The organism is Streptomyces sp. CGMCC 4.7035, from assembly GCF_031583065.1.
GTDB classification, from domain to species: domain Bacteria; phylum Actinomycetota; class Actinomycetes; order Streptomycetales; family Streptomycetaceae; genus Streptomyces; species Streptomyces yaanensis.
This window is the reverse complement of record NZ_CP134053.1, coordinates 6,890,502-6,910,619: the sequence shown is the minus strand read 5'-3', so window position 1 is coordinate 6,910,619 and position 20,118 is coordinate 6,890,502. Positions and strand designations below refer to the sequence as shown.

Here is a 20,118-nt window from a genome sequence, read left to right as displayed (position 1 = left end):
AGTTGGCTGAAAACAAGCGGGGGAGTGCGCGGAAACCGGTCAGTCGACCGGAGTGTTTCCCCCACTGTGCCGACCGCCCCTGTGCGCCCCCGCCCCGGTCCCGCTGTGCCGTCCGCGGTGCGGGGCGCGCTCCTCCGCCGGCAGCCGTGCCGCACCCCGCTCGGACTCCCGCAGCAGCACCCGGCACACCCAGGTGACGGCCGCCAAGCCCAGCGTGGCGCTGATCGCTTCGGCGATCGACGTGCCGTACCAGACGAGGACCACGGGGACCGGGACGCAGCTGAAGGCGGCCCAGCGGACCACGTCGCTCGCGGTGTCCGTCGCGGGGCGCTTCGGAGGGGCGGTACGAGGTCCGGACACGGTGTGCTCCCTGGGGCGGTGGGTCACCGGATTCAACGCCTGTTCGAGCGGTCGGTCACTGCCGGGCGCTCCGGAGTGCGCTCCCCGGCCGCCTCCGGGCCCCGGGCGCCGCCCTCTGTTTCCTGGGTGAACCCTGTGCAAACCGCCTGTACGGGGCAGCAACCATTGCGTTACGGGCGCCCCCTCGTGCATGCTCCCTGGAACCCCGTGCGGAATGCGCGGGATCTGGGCTAAGGAGGCGTGCCGCCGTACCCTTGGGGGTATGGGGTTGGGAAGATGATTCCCGGACACAGCTCCGCCGCACAGTGTCGTCCCACCCACGAGGATCACAACGCCGAGACATCCATGGCCGGACACGAATTCTTCGATCCCGCGGACCGCAAGCGCCCCGTCGCCGATCCCACGGCGGCCGAGCCCTTGGCGGCGGAAGAGTCACGCCCGTCCTGCGACCCCGCCTTCAAGCATGGTGTGGTCGTCGGCTTCGACGGCTCGACCTCCAGCGAGCGTGCCCTCGCGTACGCGATCGGCATGGCCCACCGTTCCCGCTCGGGCCTGATCATCGTCCACGTCGCCAACCGGCTGCCCACCACGGTGTGGGCGGGCTGCGAGCCGCCGGTCTTCGTCGATGTGCCGGACCACCGGACGGAGGTCCTCGGGCTGGAGCTGGCCTGCGCGGACTACCTGGCCGAAGTGCCCTGGATCCTCGTCGAGCGCGGTGGTGACATCTGCCACGAACTCGAAGAGGTGGGGCGGGAGTACGAGGCGGACGCGATCGTCGTGGGCTCCACGCACGGCATCGTGGGCCGCATCTTCGGATCGGTCGCGGGGCGCTTGGCCAAGCGTGCTCAGCGGCCGGTGATCGTCATTCCCTGACCTGGCACCTGCCGGGCTGGTGGTGCGGTGAGTGGGTGCGCCCCCGCCGCCCCTTCCCTTACCGTCCCTGGGGCTGCGCCCCAGACCCCCTTTCGGCCTGACGGCCTCGTCCTCAATCTCCCCCCCAAGCTCTTCGAGCAGGGGGACCCCCAGACGGGCTGAAGTTACCCGAATCTCCTTGCGCGCAGAGGTGTTTGTGCCCTTGTGAAGGGCATATATCGGTCACCGCACAACCGTATATGCAGGACAAGAAGGGAGCCCGCCGTGGACAACGACGTCTCTGCGGGAAGCACCACCTCGATCGTCGGCCGACTCGCACTGGGCATCACCCTGCTGGCCTTCGGTCTCGGATCCACCAAGGTGATCGACGGCGTGACGGCGGCCGGCGCCGTGTCACTTGCCCACTATGTCGGCGGAGTTGCCCTGTTCCTCGCCGGCCTGCTCGCTCTCCGCGACCGCGACACCGTCACCGGTACGGCCTTCTCGGTGCTCGGGGCCCTGTGGTTCACCTGGGCCGTCACGGCCGGCAACCAGATGTCCGACAACGCGGCCGGACTCTTCCTCCTGCTGTTCGCCCTGGTCGCGCTGAGCCTGACGCTCGGTGCCGCCGGCGGTGTCCTCGACCAGGGCACCTACGGGCTGTTCTTCGTCTCGCTGCTCCTGCTGGCCATCGCGCGCTTCGCGGACAACGACTCGCTGGGCAAGGCGGGAGGCTGGTTCGCGGTGGCCGCGGGCGCGGTCGCCTGGTACGCGGCGACGGCGGTGCTGGCCAAGTGGCCCACGGCCCTGCCGCGACGCGCTGCCGGCCGGGGGGTGACGGCCGCCGGCTGACGCAGCGCCAGGCCGGGGATGGAGGTCCCCCTGTTCGAGCGAAGTCGAGAACTTGGGGGAGGGCGGCCCCGGTCCCTGAAAGGAGCGACCCCCTGTGCGGGTGGCACACAGGGGGTCGTTCATGTTCGGCCAAGGGCAACTGCCCGTAGGGCAGTGGGCAACTGCCCGTAGGACGGGCGGACTTACTCCACCGTCACCGACTTCGCCAGGTTGCGCGGCTTGTCGATGTCCCGGCCCAGCGCCAACGCCGTGTGGTACGCGAGGAGCTGGAGCGGAATGCCCATCAGGATCGGGTCCAGCTCGTCCTCGTTCTTCGGCACGACAATCGTGTGGTCGGCCTTCTCCTGCTCCTGGTGGGCGACGGCGAGGATCTTGCCGCTGCGGGCCTTGATCTCCTCCATGGCGGCGCGGTTCTTCTCCAGCAGGTCGTCGTCCGGCACGATCGCGACCGTCGGCAGGGCGGGCTCGATGAGCGCCAGCGGGCCGTGCTTGAGCTCGGAGGCGGGGTAGGCCTCGGCGTGGATGTACGAGACCTCCTTCAGCTTCAGCGAGGCCTCGCGGGCCACCGGGTAGCCGCGCACGCGCCCGATGAAGAGCATGGAGCGGGCGTCCGCGAACTGCTCCGACAGCTTCTTGATCTCCTCCTCCTGCTTGAGGATCTCGGAGATCTGTCCGGGCAGCTTCCGCAGGCCCTCGATGATCCGCTTGCCGTCGCGCACCGACAGGTCACGGGTGCGGCCGAGGTGCAGCGCGAGCAGCGCGAAGGCGACGGTGGTGTTGGTGAAGCACTTGGTGGACACCACGCACACCTCGGGGCCCGCGTGGACGTACATGCCGCCGTCCGCCTCGCGTGCGATCGCCGAACCGACCACGTTGACGATGCCAAGGACCCGCGCGCCCTTGCGCTTCAGCTCCTGGACGGCGGCGAGGACGTCGTACGTCTCACCGGACTGGGAGACCGCGACGTACAGCGTGTCGGGGTCGACGACCGCGTTGCGGTAGCGGAACTCGGAGGCGGGCTCGGCGTCCGCGGGGATACGGGCCAGCTCCTCGATCATCTGGGCGCCGATCATGCCCGCGTGGTACGAGGTGCCGCAGCCGAGGATCTTCACGCGGCGCACGGCACGCGCCTCACGGGCGTCCAGGTTCAGGCCGCCCAGGTGCACGGTGGAGAACCGGTCGTCGATGCGGCCGCGCAGCACGCGGTCCACGGCGTCGGCCTGCTCGTGGATCTCCTTGTGCATGTACGTGTCGTGGCCGCCCATGTCGTAGGACTCGGCCTCCCACTCCACGGTGGTCGGCTCGGCCGTCGTACGGGTGCCCTCGGTGGTGTACGTGCGGAAGTCGTCGGCCTTCAGCGTCGCCATCTCGCCGTCGTCCAGCGTCACTATCTGGCGGGTGTGGGCGACCAGCGCGGCGACGTCGGAGGCGACGAACATCTCCTTCTCGCCGATGCCGAGGACGACCGGCGAGCCGTTGCGGGCCACCACGATGCGGTCCGTGAAGTCGGCGTGCATCACGGCGATGCCGTAGGTGCCCTCGACGGACCGCAGCGCCTGGCGGACCTTCTCCTCCAGGGTCTCGGCCTGGGCGCGGGCGATGAGGTGGGTGAGGACCTCGGTGTCGGTCTCGGAGAGGAACTCGACGCCGTCCGCCTCCAGCTTCTTCCGGAGGTCGGAGGCGTTGTCGATGATGCCGTTGTGGACGACGGCGACCTTGTTGTCGGCCGACATGTGCGGGTGGGCGTTCACGTCGGAGGGGGCGCCATGGGTGGCCCAGCGGGTGTGGGCGATACCGGTGGTGCCCTTGAAGCGCGCGGGGACCTTGGCCTCCAGGTCGCGGACCCGGCCCTTGGCCTTGACCATCTTCAGGCCGGCCGTCTTCGGGGACGTGATGACGATGCCCGCCGAGTCGTAGCCGCGGTACTCCAGCCGCTGCAGGCCCTCCAGCAGCAGCGGGGCCACATCGCGCTTACCGATGTATCCGACGATTCCGCACATATAAGTCCCTAAGTCCCTTTTGTCCCGGTAGTGATGAAGTGGCTGTCTCGCGGCTCAGCCGTAGACGATGCGGCGCAGTTGCCGGAGCGTAAGCTCGGGCGGAGCGACCGCGCGGTACCTCAGGTCCGCCTCGATCTGTTCGAAGATCGTCGCGTTCACCAGGCCCCGGGCCTGCAACTCGCGGTGGCGGCGACGGACGAACTCCTCGGTCGTCTCGTCGAAGTAGGCGAGCACGTCCTGGACCACGCGCAGCGCCTCGCCCCGATTGAGGGCGGTGGACCGCGTCAGATGATCTACAAGTTCGTCGTGCACCCGGTAGATCCTGAAGTAAGAGCGCCGGAATCGCAAGAATCGTGCCCGATTTCGGGCAGACGGCTGTTGAAACTCTTATGGGGTCCTGTTTGACAACTGGCCATCCTGTGTCCTGCGCCACGTCGTCTGCGCGGAGGAACTTCTGGCGCATGGACATACCTCGCATGGGCGTGCCCGAGAAGCTCGCGGCCCGCATGAGCATGGCTGAACAGCACGAATACCTGCGCGCGAGATTCTCCCGGCGCACGATGATCAGAGGCGGTGCCGTCACTCTGGGCGCCGTCGCCGGTGGCGCGTTCGTACCGGGTGCCACCGCTCAGGCCGCCGTCCCGACCCAGAGCACGGCCCCCGCGGTCGAGACGGTCGACGGCGCCCTCGTCGCCCCCTTCGGCCGCCACCTGGCGTACGGCAGCGACCCGCGCACGGAGATGACGGTCTCCTGGCAGGTTCCCGTCGCGGTCAAGAAGCCCTTCATCCGCATCGGCGCCCACCCCTGGGACCTCTCCCGCAAGATCGAGGCCGAGGTCCGCGCCCTCTACACCCCGGCCGGCGTCGGCGCGAGCGGCGACCACACGCAGTACTACCTGCACGCCAAGCTCACCCACCTGCGCCCGGGCCGGACGTACTACTACGGCGTCGGCCACGAGGGCTTCGACCCGGCCTCCCCGCATCTGCTCGGCACCCTGGGCACCTTCACCACCGCCCCCGCCCACAAGGCGCCGTTCACCTTCACGGCCTTCGGCGACCAGGGCGTCAGCTACCACGCCCTGGCCAACGACAGCCTGATCCTCGGCCAGAACCCGGCCTTCCATCTGCACGCCGGCGACATCGCCTACGGCGACCCGTCCGGTGCGGGAAAGACCACCGACACCGGCTTCGACTCGCGCACCTGGGACCAGTTCCTCTACCAGACCGAGTCGGTCGCCAAGCAGATCCCGTGGATGGTCAGTTACGGCAACCACGACATGGAGGCCTGGTACTCGCCCAACGGCTACGGCGGCGAGGAAGCCCGCTGGACCCTCCCGGACAACGGCCCGGACGCGAAGAACCTGCCGGGCGTCTACTCCTTCGTCTACGGCAACACGGCGATCGTCTCGCTGGACCCCAACGACGTCTCCTTCGAGATCCCGGCCAACCTCGGTATCTCCGGCGGTACCCAGACCAAGTGGTTCGAGGCCCAGCTGAAGAAGTTCCGGGCCTCGAAGGACATCGACTTCATCATCGTGTTCTTCCACCACTGTGCGTACTGCACCTCCACCGCGCACGCCTCGGAGGGGGGTGTGCGCCAGGAGTGGGTGCCACTGTTCGACAAGTACCAGGTCGACCTCGTGATCAACGGCCACAACCACCAGTACGAGCGCACGGACGTCATCAAGGGCAACGAGGTCACCAAGAAGCTGCCGATCGGCGGCACGGCCTACCCCGAGACGGAGGGCGTGGTGTACGTGACGGCGGGTGCGGCGGGCCGCAGCCTGTACGCGTTCACCGCCCCGGACTCGTACGAGGGGCACGAGCACGAGGTCGACTCCGTCGCCTCCTTCATCAACCTGAAGGACGGCAAGCAGAACGAGACCGTCACCTGGTCCCGGGTCCGCTACCTCAACTACTCCTTCCTGCGCGTGGACGTCACACCCGCGCCGAAGGGCCGGTACACCACCCTGAAGGTCCAGGGCATCGCCGAGACCGGTGACCGGATCGACCACTTCACGGTGGCACGCAAGGCCAAGTAAGCATCAATCAGCGGTCTTGGGCCCCGGCCACAGGCCGGCACAGGCGGTCCTCACATCCGTTTGAGGACCGCCTGCTTGGCCATGGCGAACTCGTCGCCCGTCAGCACACCCGTCCGGTGCAGCTCGCCCAGCTCCCGCAGCCGGCGCAGCAGCGCGTCGTGGCCGTCCTCGGCGGGCGCGGTCCCCTGGGCGGGCCCGGCGAGCCGCTTGGCCGGCGGTACCTCGTCCACGGGCGCCGCCGGGTGCGGCAGCCGGGCCTGCACGGCCGCCGCGACGAGCGCCATCAGCGGGTCCTTTTTGAAACCCCACAGCTCCACGGAGTTGGGGTCGTACTTCGGCGGCGCCTTGGTCGCCGCGCCGCGCACGGTGAAGCGCAGATAGCCGTTCTCCAGACCGACCGCCGGCTGCCACTCCACGGCGGTGATGTCGGCCAGGGCCAGCGAACGAACGCCCGCGGACGCCTTCGCGTCCTCCGTCTTCCAGTTCCACTCCAGGCGTACGTGCTCGCCGTCGAAGCTCGCCGTGCCGTCCCCGGCGGAGGCGGACAGCGGGACGGAGGGGCCGGGCAGCAGATAGCCGTCGACCGGGTCGGAGGGCACCTGGTCCAGCATGAGCGCGTTGCGGACCTCGTCGGCCACGTACTCGGCGACGCCGTAGCGGTCGGACTCGACGGTCAGCCGGTAGGGGTCGTCGGACTCGCCGAGCCGGCCGCCGGTCGCCTGGAGCAGGGGGTCGGCGCCGTCGCGCAGCCGCAGCCTCAACCGCCCGGTCTTCCGGCCCTGCTCGAACGATATGCCCGCCAACCCCTGGAGCGGGATGGTGAGTTCGCCCAGGGTCTTGCGGAGCAGACCGACGTTCTTGTCGCGCCCAGGGGTCAGCCGCAGCGCGTCACCGTCGAAGGTCCAAGTGCCGTCCTTCTGGATGATTTCCGCCATACGGGGGATTGTTCCATCCGCTGTGCGAAGGGGTGGTCCATCGGACCCGGGGGGCCGGTTACGACGGGCGGGCACCCCGGAGGACCGTACTCCGGGGTGCCCGCAGCCCGTGGGGCTACAGCCCCGCGATCGGGTTCTTCAGGGTCCCGACCAGCTGAAGCGCCCCCGACGGATCCGCCAGGTCCACCATCTGCCGGTTGTCGCGCAGCTGGAGACGGTTGAGGCAGGACAGTGCGAACTCCGGGGCGAACATGTCGTACTGCCGGAATCGGTCGGCGAGTTCCGGGTTGGCGTCCTGGTACTCGTGGACGACCTCGGCGACCGTCCGCCAGAAGTCCTCCTCCTCCACGATCCCCTCGGTGGCGAGGTTCGCCGCGACGAAACGGAAGAAGCAGTCGAAGACGTCCGTGAAGATCGACAGGAGCTTCTTGTCCTCGGGGACCTCGACGCGGATCCGCGCGACCTCCGGCGGCAGCACCGCGTCCGGGTCCATGACCGCGATCTCCTCGGCGATGTCCTTGAAGATCGCACGCTGCACCACGCCGTCCTTCAGGACGAGGATGACGTTCTCGCCGTGCGGCATGAACACCAGGTCGTAGGCGTAGAAGCTGTGCAGCAGCGGCGTGAGGTACGCCCGCAGGTAGCGGCGCAGCCACTGCGTGGGGGCGAGCCCGGACCGTTCGATCAGCGCGCCGGCGAAGGAGGCGCCCTCGTGGTCGACATGGGCGAGGGAGGCCATCGTCGCCAGGGACTCGCCCTCCTGGAGCGAGGGCACCGGGCTCTCGCGCCACAGGGCGGCGAGCATCTTGCGGTACGGGGAGTAGCGGTCGGTGGCGGCCTCGTACTCCAGGTGGCGGTAGCCGACGGCCGCCCGCTCGCGGATGATCGTGAGGCCGGTCGACTTCAGCACGGGGTCGTTCTCGATGATCTGGGCCAGCCAGTCGTTGATCGCCGGCGTCGCCTCCATGTAGGCGGCCGACAGGCCTCGCATGAAGCCCATGTTGAGGACGGACAGGGCCGTCTTCACATAGTGCTTCTCGGGGTGCGAGGTGTTGAAGAAGGTCCGGATGGACTGCTGCGCCAGGTACTCGTCGTCGCCCTCGCCCAGGCAGACCAGGTGCTGCCGCGCGACCTCGGCGGCGAAGGTGACGGTGAGCTTGTTCCACCACTGCCAGGGGTGGACGGGGATGAGGAGGTAGTCGGCGGGGTCCAGGCCCTGCTCGGTGAGCTGCCCGTGGAAGCGCTCGACGGTCGCCTCGCCCAGCTCCTCCCGTACGAAGGACTCGTACTCGATCCCGGCACCGGCCGTGAACGCCGCCCGTGTGCGGTGCGCGGCCAGCCACACCAGCCGGACGGGGCTCGCGGTCTCGGGCGCGTACGACAGGTACTCGTGGATCCCGAAGCCGAGCCGCCCGTTGTTCGCGACGAAGCAGGGGTGGCCCTCGGTCATCCCGGTCTCGATGGCCTGGAACCCGCTCCGTGCCAGCTCGGCGGAGGTGACCTTCGGCTTGGTGAGCTTGTAGCAGGTGCCGGAGAGGGTGGAGGAGATCTCCTCCAGGTAGACCGGGAGCACCTCGTCGCTCAGGCCCAGCGAACTCCTCAGCTCGATGAGGAAGTCCAGTGCGGCCAGCGGGAGTTCGTCGCCGTCGCGGTGGCGGGTGATGGAGTCGGGGTCCACCTCCCAGTGGTCGAGGGCGCGGAGGGTGGCCCTGAACCGGTAGCGGGTGAGCCCGTCGTCGCTGCGGACGACGTACACATCGTCGCCCTCGCCCTCGCCCTCGCCCTGGCCCTCGCCCACGTCCTGGGCCTCGGGTGTGATCAGCCGTTCGTGCGCGAACTCGGCGAGGGCCTTGCGGACGAGGAGGCGGTTGGCGCGCTCCCAGCGTTCGGAGGAGAGGTGGGAGACGGCGTCGGCGAGGGTCATGCCGTCACCGCCCTCTCGAACTGCTCGCGGGTGCAGAAACTCAGCAGTGCCGTCTTCTCCGGCTTCCGGATCTCGCGCTCGGGCACGAATCCGACGGCGGCGTTCAGGGCGTGCACGGCCGTGTTGCGCACATCGGGCTCGACGACGACCCGCTGGGTGGCCGGGTCCTCGAAGAGGTGCGCCATCACGGCGGTGATGACGGCGCGGGTGAAGCCGTGCACGGGCGTCTCGGTGGGCGCGACGAGGAAGTGCATGCCGACGTCACCGGGCTCCGGCTCGTACAGGCCGACCAGCTCACGCAGGGCCGGGTCGTACTTCTCCATCAGGAAGGCGGGCATGCCGTCGTGCAGCCCGAGGAGCGCGTGGTGGTGCTCGTCGGCGGCGATCTCCATATAGGCGCGCTCGACGTCCTCCAGCTGGGCGTCCTGCATCATCCAGAAGGCCGCCTTGGGATGCGTGACCCAGCCGTGCAGGAGTTCGGCGTCCCGGAGGGGGTCGAGCGGGCGGAAGGCGAAGACGCCGAGGGCATCGACGGCACCGGTGGTCGTGCTCATGCGGCGAACTCCTGGAAGGCGATGGTCTTCTCGACCGGGTAGTACTCCGTGCCGAGCAGCTCGCGGATGATGCAGCTGTTGCGGTACGGGCCCATGCCCAGGTCGGGCGAGGTGATCGAGTGGGTGTGGACGCCGCCGTTCTGGAGGAAGACCTCGCGGCCCGTGGTGTCGATGGCGTAGTCGCGGGTGACGTCGAAGCGGCCGTGGCCGTCGAAGCGGAGCCGGTCGCGGATCGGGTCGAGGAAGGCCGGGGGCCGGTAGTGGTAGCCGGTGGCCAGGACCAGGCCCTCGGTGCGGATCTCGAAGTCCTTGTCCTGCTCGTCCTGGTGGAACGCGAGCCGGTAGAGACCGTCCTCGTGGCGCACGCCGGTGAGCGAGGAGTTGGTGAGCAGACGGGTGGGGACCGGGCCGCCGCCGACGTTCTTCTGGTAGAGCAGATCGAAGATCGAGTCGATCAGATCCGAGTTGATGCCCTTGAACAGGCCCTTCTGCTGCTTCTCCAGCCGGTAGCGGGTCTCCTCGGGCAGCGTGCGGAAGTAGTCGATGTAGTCCGGGGACGTCATCTCCAGCGTCAGCTTGGTGTACTCCAGCGGGAAGAAGCGCGGGGAGCGCGTGACCCAGTTGAGCAGGTAGCCGTGGACGTCGATCTCGGACAGCAGCTCGTAATAGATCTCGGCGGCGCTCTGCCCGCTGCCGACGATCGTGATGGACTTCTTCGCCTGTAGCTCCGCCTTGCGGTGCATGTACTGGGAGGTGTGGAGGAAGTCCCCGCCCAGCCCCTCGCACGACTCGGGCACGAAGGGGGTCGTGCCCGTGCCGAGGACCAGGCGGCGGGCGCGGTAGGTGTCGCCGGACCGGGTCCGGACGACGTACACCTCGTCCTCGTCCTCGTACGTCACCTCGGTGACCGTCGTGCCGAAGCGGACGCTGCTCAGCTTCGAGGCGGCCCAGCGGCAGTAGTCGTCGTACTCGACGCGGAGCGGGTAGAAGTTCTCGCGGATGTAGAACGAGTACAGACGGCCCGATTCCTTAAGGTAGTTGAGGAAGGAGTACGGGGACGTCGGGTCGGCCAGGGTGACCAGGTCCGACATGAACGGCGTCTGGAGGTGGGCGCCGTCGAGGAACATCCCGGAGTGCCACTCGAAGGTGGGCTTCGACTCCAGGAAGACCCCGTTGAGTTCGGCGATCGGCTCGGTGAGGCAGGCGAGGCCGAGGTTGAAGGGGCCGAGCCCGATCCCCACGAAGTCGTACGTCTTGTCGGTGGCTTCAGGAAGCGCGGTCAAGGGACTCTCCCAGGTACTGCTCGGCGTGGCCGGCGATGAGGTCGAGTACGGCGGCGATGTCGTCCGTCGTGGTCTCGGGGTTGAGCAGGGTGAACTTCAGGTAGTGGCGGCCGTCTACCTTGGTGCCCGCGACCACGGCGTCACCGGAGGCGAACAGGGCCTTGCGGGCGTACAGGTTGGCCCGGTCGATCTCGGCCGGGTCGGTGACGTGCGCCGGGATGCAGCGGAAGACGAGGGTGGAGAGCCGGGGCTCGACGACGACGTCGAAGCGGGGGTCGGCGGCCAGCAGCTTCCAGCCCTCCTGTGCCAGGTCGCACACCTCGTCGAAGAGCTGTCCGATGCCGTCGGCGCCCATGACGCGCAGGGTCATCCACAGCTTGAGGGCATCGAAGCGGCGCGTGGTCTGGAGGGACTTGTCGACCTGGTTGGGGACGCGCTCCTGGACCATGCGGCGCGGGTTGAGGTAGTCCGCGTGGTAGGTCACGTGGCGCAGGGTGGCGGCGTCCCGGACCAGTACGGCGGAGGAACTCACCGGCTGGAAGAAGGACTTGTGGTAGTCGACGGTGACGGAGTCGGCGCGCTCGATGCCGGTGAGGCGGTCCCGGTACTTGACGGAGGCGAGCAGTCCGCAGCCGTAGGCCGCGTCCACGTGCAGCCAGGCGCCGTACTGGGCGCACAGTTCGGCGATCTCGGGGAGCGGGTCGATGGAGCCGAAGTCGGTGGTGCCGGCGGTGGCGACGACGGCCATGGGGATCAGGCCGTCCTTCTTGCAGCGCTCCAGCTCATGGGCGAGCGCGAGGGTCTGCATGCGCTTGTCGTTGTCGATGGGGATCGACACGACGGCGTCCTGGCCCAGGCCGAGGAGCTTCGCGGATTTCTTCACGCTGAAGTGGCTGACCTCGGAGGCGAAGACGCGCAGTTCGGCGAGGGAATCGGCCTTCGCTTCCGCACGGGCCAGCATCAGCGCCTGGAGGTTGGACTGGGTGCCGCCGCTGGTGAACACGCCGTCGGCGCCGGCGCCGAAGCCGATGCGGGCGGCCGTCCAGTCGATGAGCTTGCGTTCGATGAGGGTGCCGCCGGCCGACTGGTCCCAGGTGTCGAGCGAGGAGTTGATGGCGGACAGGACGGCCTCGCCGAGCACGGCCGGGATGACGACCGGGCAGTTGAGGTGGGCGAGATAGCGCGGGTGGTGGAAGTAGATCGCGTCCCGGAGGTAGACCTCCTCCAGTTCGTCCAGGGCCGCGGTCGTGTCGTGCAGCGGGCGGTCCAGGTCGATCTGCTCGATGCGGGGCGCGAGGGCGTCGACCGTGACGCCGGTGAACGGACGGTCGGTGGCGGCGATTTTGGCGGCCACCCGCTCGACTCCTTCGGTCACGGAGCGGCGGTAGTGCTCCGCGGTGAGGTCATTGAGCAGGTGCGAGCGCATGTGGGGGTCCTCCGGTGGGGACAGTCCGTGCGGGGCAGGAGAGGGGCGGAGTCGCCCGGTTCAACTTAGGTAAGCCTAACCTAAGTTGAACGGCCTTATTCCTGCCCCTCCCGTGACCGGCGTCACTCCTGTTCGCGCAGTTGCTCCTCGCTCAACCCGTGCCGCCAGTAGCCGACGAAGGTGATGCGGCGGCGGTCGATGCCGCGCTTGCCGACGAAGTGCCGGCGCAGCTCCTTCACCCGCCCGGACTCGCCCGCGATCCAGACGTACGGGGCGCGCGCGTCCGGCAGCCGGTCCTCCCACGGTGCGGCGAGGGCCATGGGGATGGGGGCACCTCCCACGCCCTCAAGGCAGTGGGGGACCTCGCCGCGCACGAGCCAGGTGATCTCGGCGTCGGTGTCGGCCTCGGTCACCAGGTCCTGGATGTCGTCGGCGTGCCCGACCTCCAGCCAGGCACGGACCCGCGTGGTCGCGGGCAGGCGTTCGAGGATCGCGGAGGCGGCGGGCACGGCGGTCTCGTCGGCCCAGATGACCACCAGGTCGGTGTCCTCGGGCGGGCGGAAGCGGATCGCCCGGTTGTCCGCGATCGCCGGGCCGAGCAGGACGACGCGATCACCGGCGGCTGCGCGGGAGGCCCAGCGTGAGGCCGGGCCCGCCGGGGCGATCGCACCCGGCTCCACGCCGTGCAGCACGAAGTCGATGTCGATCTCGTCGGGGTCGCGGCGCAGGGCCCGGAGTGTGTACGAGCGCATCACCGCCCGTACGTCGTCGGGGAGTTCGCGCCAGGCCTGCCACCAGCCGTCGCCCCGCTCGATCGGGACGGCGGGCTCGGTCTGGCCGGGGTGCGGCAGGAAGAGGGAGAGGCTCTGGTCGCGCCCGTCGGAGTGGAACGCGCGCAGGTCGTCCCCCGCGAAGGTGACCCGGACGAGAGACGGACCGAGCCGCCTCGTCCGTACGACCTGGAGGGAGAAGAAACGGAACGGGGCGGCTGCGGCCGTCGTCATATGTGCTCCTGAGTCGTCGTCAGGGGGCTGTTGTGGGAGCGTGGCCTGGTACCTGGGGCCTGTTGGCCTGTGGCCTGCCGGTCACGGGGTGGTGTGTCAGCTGACCTTCTTCGCCGTCTCGATCGCCTTCGCGAGGTCCTCGAGCAGCGGGGCGCACTTGTCGTACGACAGGATGGGCTCGGGGTTGCGGGCGATGACCTGGCCCGCCTTGACCGCGGGGAGCTTCTTCCAGGTCGCCTCGGTGATGTCGGCGGGCTGGATGGCCGAGGTGCGGTTGTCCATCATGATGACGTCGGCCTTGTACTTGTCGACGTTCTCCCAGCTCAGGTTCTCGAACCAGCCGCCGCTCGCCTTCAGGACGGCGGGGGAGGGCTCGACGAAGTTCACGCCGAGCGCCTTGAAGTACTCCAGGTCGATGGAGAGGTTGGAGCCGGAGACGTAGAAGACGTCCTGGCTCGCGGAGCCCGCCAGCACCTTGATGCCGGGGTTGGCCTTGGTGGCCGCGCGCAGCCGGGCGGCCGCGTCCTCGAACCGCTTCTTCGCCGCGGTGACCTTCGCGGCGGCGGTGTCCGCGCCGAGGGACTTCGCGAGCTCCAGCATGCGCTGCAGCGGCTCGGTCATCTGGCGGTCGTAGACGGAGATGCCGACGCTCGGGGCACCGAGCGCGAGGATCTTCTTCTTGGACTCGTCGGGCACGTACCAGAGGGTGCCGGCGTCGTCGAACATCGTGGTGACGAGCAGGTCGGGGGCGAGGGCCGCGTACTTCTCGATGTTGAACTGGCCCCACTCGTTGCCGAGGATCGTGACCTTGCTGACGTCGAGGTCGCCGGCCTGGACGTCAGCCTTGCCGTCCTTGGTCTTCGTCGGTCCGAAGACGCCCTTCACGTCGACGCCGTAGTCGTGCAGCGCGGCGGCGACGCCCACGAACGCGACGATGCTCGACGGGGCCTTGTCCGCCTTCGCGGTCTGACCGCGGTCGTCCTTGAAGGTCCAGGGCCCGGACTTGGCGGCCGTCGCCTTGCTGTCCGTGTCGCCGCTTTTCGCCTTGTCGTCACCGCAGGCTGCGAGCACGGCACCGAGGCCGAGGGCGCCACCGGCGGCGAGGATGCCGCGGCGGGTGAGACGGGTGGCACGGGCGTTGGACATGAGTGTGGTCTGCCTTCGAACGGGGCGGAGGTCCGCCGGGCGAGTTCGAAGGTAGGTTAGCCTAACCTCACTACTTGTCCAGGAGGCGGGCGAATCCGAAGATCTGACTGAACTTCGTCGCCCCGGCGCCGCACGAAACCGTCCGAGCTGCATCGCCGTCTGCTCGCGGATGCTCTCCGTGCCGGCGCACTGCTCCCGGCGTGACTCCCACCGTGCTGCGGTGCACCCGCAACCGCCCCCGTTCCGCCGTCGGACGACTTGGCACGCGCCGTACACTCGGCACTCGCTTCCGAGCTCGCAGCGACACCACCGACAGAAGGCCTTGTACGTGTTTCAGGATGCTCCGATCTACCAACAGCTCATCAAGGAACGCGGCGACGTTCCCGCCCAGGTGCGCGGTGAGGCCGAGCGGATACTCAGGGACCTGTCCCGGGTGGTGGGCCCGTTGCCTGCCGCTCCCGCCTATCCCGTGACGGCGCAGGGGTACCTCAGTGCTTCCAGCGGCCCCGCACTGCCGCCCGGGCGGCCACTTCTCTGATCTCCAGGGTTGTGTCCATGGAGGCGAATGGGCTAGAGTCGATCTTGAGATCGCGGCCAGGTCCTCCTGGTCGGCCAGGCGTTGGTGGTCCAAGGAAAGACGTCCCGCTTCCTGCGGGAAGATGCAGGTGCAAGGCCTGCCCGGCGCTCAAATAGCCTTCCTCCCCGAGGTGTCGGGGAGGAAGGCTTTTTCATGTTTCCCGGCGCACCCGAGCGCGGCAGCAGCCGACGCCTTGTCAACGGGCCATGAAGCGTCCCAGCTCCCATGACCTTTCTTGCAGCCGTGACGCCCAGGTCTCACCCTCCGGCGGGGTGGACATCCCCGTAAGGGTCGAGACCTGCACATCCTGGAGCGCGCCGTCCGGAGTGGCGCCGAGCAGTGCCCAGTCCACCGTGATCCCGGCGCGCTCCGCGAGCACCAGCACCGTCGCGATGAAGCCTTCGGAGAGGGCCAGCACGATCCCGTGACTCGTTCTGCGGTGCCGCGCCAACAGGGCGTTGACGAAGAGCTCAAAGGAGTCCCGCTCGATCTGGCACTCGTCGCTCTCCATCGGCCCGATACCCGACGAGAGTCCCAGCTCCGCCTCGAAGACCGCCAGTTGGCGCAGGAACAAGCGGGACGCCCCGTTGGACGGGTTCCACAGGGTCTCGTCGCCCATGTCGAAGTACTGGCTCATGGCGGCACCTTCCCGGTTTCTGGCGGCGGGCCAGCGTAACCAGCCGGGGTCGTCGCCGTCGTGGGAATTCGTCCTGGCCGACCGGGGGTGACTGAGGAGGGCGGCTGGGGGCCGTGAGAAGGAGGTTATGGCGGCGGGGAGGGGCCGTATGTCTCGGCCCTACGATCTGGCCAGGGCCGCCGCCCTGTTGCCGGAGCGGTCTCCTGTGTCCATCGATCGACTCGCGGAGCGCGCCCGGAGCTTCGGTGAGCAGGCGCCCGGCGTCCCGGTCAGTGGCGGGGGCGGCGGTAACGACGAGCAGCCTACGCAGGTGGGGCGGCTCCAGTCAGCCGTCATTGGCCGTGTCGTACGTCGTGCCCCGTCGGCGGCTGAGTTCTTCGCTGGCGAGCCACCGAGTCGGCGAAGCTGTTTCGATCCCCTCGAGGTTGACAGCAAATGTGTCGAATGGCGGTCTTGCACTCTGATATGCAGGTTTTACCTGCATTGTGAATGTGGCTGGATCTATATGTGCAGCTCAGGGTCGATTCGGATCTCTATGTGTGTGCTGTGTCACACCCGATTGACTGTGCCGGGTGGCGAGGCCTTGACTTTCCCGGACCTTTACAAGATCCATATGTGGGGGAAGTCGTGAAGCCAGAGTGGGGTGTTGTGACACCTGTGCGGAGGGTGCGAAGAACGCGCGGTGGGTTATTGGGGGGTGTGGCCGCGTCGCTGGTGTTGTCGTTACTGCCCGTACTTCCGGCGGCGGCGGTCGCGTCGACCTCGGTAGCCGACAAGGCGGGGTCCGGCGTGGTGGATGAGGCGACGGCCTCGGCGCAAGCTCAGGCTTCGGGCGAGCCCGTGGAGGTGACGGCGGATCGCACCGAGTACTCCACGACCCGGGCCAACCCGGATGGCTCATTCACGTTGACGCAGTCCACGACGCCTCAGCGTGTGAAACAGCAGGACGGTGATTGGGGCCAGGTCGATCCCGTTTTGGAGCGGAGGCCGGACGGGCGGATCGCTCCAAAGGGTGCGGTGGTCGATCTGTCGTTCGCAGGTGGTGGTTCGGGCGCGGACATGATCCGCCTTGCCAAGGATGGCCGTTCGGTCACATTGGGGTGGGCCGATGCGTTGCCGGAGCCGACGCTGAGTGGTGCAACGGCCACTTACGCAGGTGTGTTCGACGGGGTGGACCTGCAGCTGACGGCTACGGCTGAGGGCTACCGCGAGGTGCTGGTGGTCAAAACGCCGGAGGCGGCCCAGAACCCTGCGTTGGAGCAGGTCAAGCTGACTGCGTCCGGGCACGGGCTGTCCGTGGTGCCGGGCGCTGGTGGTGGCCTGCGGGCAATCGACGAGGACGGCAACGCCGTCTTCCGTGGGCCTGCGGGGCAGATGTGGGATTCGGCCGGTGACGGCGAATCAGGCACTCAGACCCAGTTGATGAGGGCCAACGCCGCGAAGGCCGCGGAGGGGCAGTCGCAGGATGATCCGTCACAGCCCGGGGAGGGTGATGCCACCGCGGTGCTGCCGGTGAAGGTGGACGTCGGCACCGTCGCGGTGCACCCGGATCTGGATCTGCTGCGTGGTAAGGACACCGTCTACCCGGTCTTCATCGACCCGTCGGTTGGCCTGGGCGCCTCGGAACGTACGAAGATCTCCTCCGACGGCGACAAGTTCTGGATGTTCGACGGGGACAAGGGTGTCGGCAAATGCGGCACCGCGGACGGCTACACCTGCGGCGGCGGCTACGTGGACCGCATGTACTTCGAGTTCGCGCCCACCAAGCTGGCGGGCAAGTACGTGCTGGATGCGACCTTCCGAGCCCGTGAGACGTGGTCGTTCAACTGTGATCCGCACTGGGTGGATCTGGAGCGCACCGACAACATCTCTGAGGGCACCCGGTGGCCTGGTCCCGCTCAGCTGGACCAGATGGGCGACCGTTACATCTCGGCCGGCCGTGGTGATCTGTGCAGCCCGGACCAGCCCGACAAGTGGATCGAGTTCAACGACAATCCCGAGGAGCCGGACGAGAATCTGAAGAGCACCGTCCGCTCGTTCGCGGACGGCAAGATCAGCCGTTTGACGTTGATGCTGCGGGCCAAGGACGAGAGCGACCCGCGGGCCTGGAAGCGGTTCGACGACAACGCCGAGTTGCAGGTCGTCTTTGCCTACAAGCCCGGTGTGCCCACAAGCGTCGGCATCATCCCAGGCAACGGCACTACTGCCTATTGCAAGAAGTCGGCCACCGACCCGCTGATCGTCACCCGCACGGACCCGATAGTGCAGGCCAGCGTGCAGACGCTGGTGGAGTCCCATCAGGGCGCTGAAGAGGGCTCCCTGCAGGCTGAGTACGTGGTCGAGCGCGGTGACGATGCCGCCTGGCACCAGGTGTGGAGTGGGTACATGCCCGACACGGGCTGGCATCCCGATGGCACGCTGGAGAAGATGCGCACCAGCGACCGTGCGGACAGGGGCCTCTACCGCTATAAGGCGCGGACGCAGTCGCACTGGGCCTACGACGGCAAGAGCGGGGACCTGTGGTCCTCTTACAGCGGCTGGTGTTACTTCAAAATTGACTCGACGGCGCCGAAAGCGCCGCGGATCACCGCAGGCTCTCCTTACACCGAGTGCGCCACGGTGTGTGAGGGCAAGGGCGGGCCGGGTGTCCCTGGCTCCTTCACCTTCTGGCCCAACACCGCAGACATCGACTCCAGCGGCCACACCGACGTCACCGCCTACGAGTGGAAGTTGCTGACTACTTCCGCCAAGAAGGTTACGGGCGGTCTCGCGGTCACGGTCAACGATGTGACCCCGCCGCTGTCGGGCACGCAGGTGCTGTCGGTGCGGGCCAAGGACGTCTACAACCGGTGGGGCACACCCCAGGAGTTCACCTTCAAGGTGGCGCCGGCTAAGGGCGCGGTGGGCCGTTGGCACTTCGACGACGGCGCTCCCGGCTCGGGCCTGATGACGGCCAAAGACACCGCCACCGAAGGCACTCGCCACAACGCGACGCTGGTCGGCGACGCAGGAACCGGCTGGTCGACCAGGGCCCGTCGCGGCGATGCTGACTATTCGCTGCGCTTGAACGACGACACCACCGATCCTGCTCAGCAGACCGGCTACGCAGCGACGGCAACAGCCGTGCTCAACACCAACGAGTCCTTCACGGTATCTGCCTGGGTGCAGCTGTCGAACGCCTCCGCCAACCGGGTCATTGTGTCCGCACCCGGAACCGACGGCAGCGCATTCGCGCTGTACTACTCCGCCGCATACAAAAAGTGGATTTTCAGTCGCGCGGACAAGGACCAAAAGAGCGTGGCCTACATCCGCTCGCTGGCGGACCAGGAGAATCCGCCTCTGAATGTGTGGACGCACGTGGCGGGCGTGTTCAAGACGGAAGGCGATGACAACCTCCCCGACACGGATCCGTCCAACGACACCATTCAGCTGTTCATCAACGGTCGGCCCCAGGGCCAGCCGGTGGTGCTGGCCAAGGAGGCGTCCACCTACACCCCCTGGAATGCCACTGGCGGCCTGCAGTTCGGTCGCTCGAAGGGCGGCGGCACATACGGAAACTACTATTTCGGCTTGCTGGATGAGGTCGCGGTGTGGCAGCAGGCCCTGTCGCCGGAGCAAGTCGCCGACGACGCCCAGCTCCGCAAAGATGGCGTGCCCGCCAATGAACTGGTGGCCCAGTGGGACGCCACCTCGGCCAAGGGCACCGAGATCGCAGAAGGCACGGCTTACCCGCTGACGTCGATGAAGCTGTCGGCCTCCGGAGCCAAGCTGAACGAGGACGACAACGCCTTGTACCTGGACGGGACGTCCGGGTACGCCGCCGCCACGGGACCGGTGGTCGACGAGACCGGGTCCTTCACGGTGTCGGCCAAGGTCCGCTTGGACGAGCTGCAACTGAAGGCCAAACCGGTCGGCTACAAGGCTCAGGTTGCGGCACAGCGGATGAGCGGGGAGTCGTCCTGGGCGCTGTGGGTGGTCAAGCCTGCGGACGACGTCTATCAATGGAAGTTCACCCGCACCGCGGTGGGCTCGGACGGCAAGGTCACCGAGAGCGCGGAAGTACCCGCCGCAGACGCAGCCGAGCTGGGTACGTGGGTGGATATCACGGGTGTCTTCGACGCGCAGGAGTCCTGGGAGTGGACCGATCCTGCCGACGGCTCCAGGTCCGAGACTCGCTACGGCAAGCTTCACCTGTATGTCGGCGAGTACGACCAGTCAGCCGATGACACGGCCGGATTCACGGCCCCGCAGCAGGGCAGCGGCGAACTCAGCCTGGGCCGGGGCACCACAGCCGGCAGCACGGGCAACTACCTGCTCGGCGGCCTGCAGGATCTGAGGATCTGGACTGGAGCGATGACTGCCGACCAGGTCCGATCCCAAGTTCTGAGCACTCCCGACAACATCTGACATTGGGGCACTGGCTGTCGTAGGCCGCCCGCTCCATGAGCGGGCGGCCCGGCAGCAGCACCCCTGTATCTCTCTTTTTCCTTCTCTCCTCTTCATCCTTCTCAAGGCACGCGCCCGGC

The 20,118-nt window shown here is 68.1% G+C and carries 16 protein-coding genes; 5 read left to right on the top strand and 11 right to left on the bottom strand.

Going from position 1 to position 20,118, the window contains the following annotated elements; translation table 11 throughout:
- Positions 1-39 precede the first annotated feature (39 nt).
- Complete coding sequence (locus tag Q2K21_RS30360; protein WP_310777360.1) at positions 40-360, bottom strand: hypothetical protein; 321 nt, start codon at positions 358-360, stop codon at positions 40-42.
- A gap of 345 nt (positions 361-705) precedes the next feature.
- Here Q2K21_RS30360 and Q2K21_RS30355 point away from each other — a divergent pair, with 345 nt between their 5' ends.
- Both Q2K21_RS30355 and Q2K21_RS30350 read left to right on the top strand, forming a co-directional pair.
- Positions 706-1,233, top strand: a complete 528-nt coding sequence (locus Q2K21_RS30355; protein WP_310777358.1) for a universal stress protein — start codon at positions 706-708, stop codon at positions 1,231-1,233.
- A gap of 264 nt (positions 1,234-1,497) precedes the next feature.
- Positions 1,498-2,064: a GPR1/FUN34/YaaH family transporter gene (locus Q2K21_RS30350; protein WP_310777354.1), complete on the top strand. Its 567-nt coding sequence runs from the start codon at positions 1,498-1,500 to the stop codon at positions 2,062-2,064.
- Between the two features lie 182 nt (positions 2,065-2,246).
- Here Q2K21_RS30350 and glmS read toward each other — a convergent pair whose 3' ends face one another.
- Together glmS and Q2K21_RS30340 are read right to left on the bottom strand one after the other, a co-directional pair.
- Positions 2,247-4,064, bottom strand: a complete 1,818-nt coding sequence (glmS, locus tag Q2K21_RS30345) for a glutamine--fructose-6-phosphate transaminase (isomerizing) (protein ID WP_310777351.1) — start codon at positions 4,062-4,064, stop codon at positions 2,247-2,249.
- Between the two features lie 54 nt (positions 4,065-4,118).
- Positions 4,119-4,376, bottom strand: coding sequence for a hypothetical protein (locus Q2K21_RS30340; protein ID WP_310777348.1), 258 nt, complete (start codon positions 4,374-4,376; stop codon positions 4,119-4,121).
- 164 nt (positions 4,377-4,540) lie between these two features.
- Between Q2K21_RS30340 and Q2K21_RS30335 the strand changes: the two genes are divergently transcribed.
- Positions 4,541-6,106, top strand: coding sequence for a purple acid phosphatase family protein (locus tag Q2K21_RS30335; protein WP_310781332.1), 1,566 nt, complete (start codon positions 4,541-4,543; stop codon positions 6,104-6,106).
- Positions 6,107-6,156: 50 nt separating this feature from the next.
- On the opposite strand, the gene Q2K21_RS30330 is transcribed toward Q2K21_RS30335, so the two are convergent.
- The 7 genes from Q2K21_RS30330 to Q2K21_RS30300 all read right to left on the bottom strand — a co-directional run bounded on the left by Q2K21_RS30330 (position 6,157) and on the right by Q2K21_RS30300 (position 14,378).
- Positions 6,157-7,041, bottom strand: a complete 885-nt coding sequence (locus Q2K21_RS30330) for a DUF4429 domain-containing protein (protein WP_310777344.1) — start codon at positions 7,039-7,041, stop codon at positions 6,157-6,159.
- 115 nt (positions 7,042-7,156) lie between these two features.
- On the bottom strand, positions 7,157-8,965 hold the full coding sequence (locus Q2K21_RS30325) for an IucA/IucC family protein (RefSeq protein ID WP_310777342.1): 1,809 nt from the start codon (positions 8,963-8,965) through the stop codon (positions 7,157-7,159).
- The gene (locus Q2K21_RS30320; RefSeq protein ID WP_310777339.1) at positions 8,962-9,519 is read right to left on the bottom strand and encodes a GNAT family N-acetyltransferase; all 558 of its coding nucleotides are present in this window, start codon (positions 9,517-9,519) and stop codon (positions 8,962-8,964) included. Before Q2K21_RS30320 ends, Q2K21_RS30325 begins: the two co-directional genes overlap by 4 nt.
- Entirely contained in the window at positions 9,516-10,802 is a 1,287-nt protein-coding gene (locus Q2K21_RS30315) for a lysine N(6)-hydroxylase/L-ornithine N(5)-oxygenase family protein (RefSeq protein ID WP_310777336.1), read from the bottom strand. The genes Q2K21_RS30320 and Q2K21_RS30315 overlap by 4 nt, the downstream gene beginning before the upstream one ends.
- Entirely contained in the window at positions 10,786-12,228 is a 1,443-nt protein-coding gene (gene desA, locus Q2K21_RS30310) for a lysine decarboxylase DesA (protein ID WP_310777332.1), read from the bottom strand. The genes Q2K21_RS30315 and desA overlap by 17 nt, the downstream gene beginning before the upstream one ends.
- A 122-nt stretch (positions 12,229-12,350) precedes the next feature.
- Positions 12,351-13,232 (bottom strand): siderophore-interacting protein, encoded by an 882-nt coding sequence (locus tag Q2K21_RS30305; protein ID WP_310777330.1) that lies wholly within the window; start codon positions 13,230-13,232, stop codon positions 12,351-12,353.
- Positions 13,233-13,328: 96 nt separating this feature from the next.
- Entirely contained in the window at positions 13,329-14,378 is a 1,050-nt protein-coding gene (locus Q2K21_RS30300) for an ABC transporter substrate-binding protein (RefSeq protein ID WP_310777327.1), read from the bottom strand.
- 328 nt (positions 14,379-14,706) lie between these two features.
- Here Q2K21_RS30300 and Q2K21_RS30295 point away from each other — a divergent pair, with 328 nt between their 5' ends.
- Positions 14,707-14,916, top strand: coding sequence for a hypothetical protein (locus Q2K21_RS30295; RefSeq protein ID WP_310777324.1), 210 nt, complete (start codon positions 14,707-14,709; stop codon positions 14,914-14,916).
- Between the two features lie 235 nt (positions 14,917-15,151).
- On the opposite strand, the gene Q2K21_RS30290 is transcribed toward Q2K21_RS30295, so the two are convergent.
- Positions 15,152-15,592, bottom strand: a complete 441-nt coding sequence (locus Q2K21_RS30290) for a DUF6086 family protein (RefSeq protein ID WP_310777322.1) — start codon at positions 15,590-15,592, stop codon at positions 15,152-15,154.
- Between the two features lie 789 nt (positions 15,593-16,381).
- On the opposite strand from Q2K21_RS30290, the gene Q2K21_RS30285 reads away from it, so the two are divergent.
- The gene (locus Q2K21_RS30285) at positions 16,382-19,999 is read left to right on the top strand and encodes a laminin G domain-containing protein (RefSeq protein ID WP_310781331.1); all 3,618 of its coding nucleotides are present in this window, start codon (positions 16,382-16,384) and stop codon (positions 19,997-19,999) included.
- Positions 20,000-20,118: the final 119 nt, after the last annotated feature.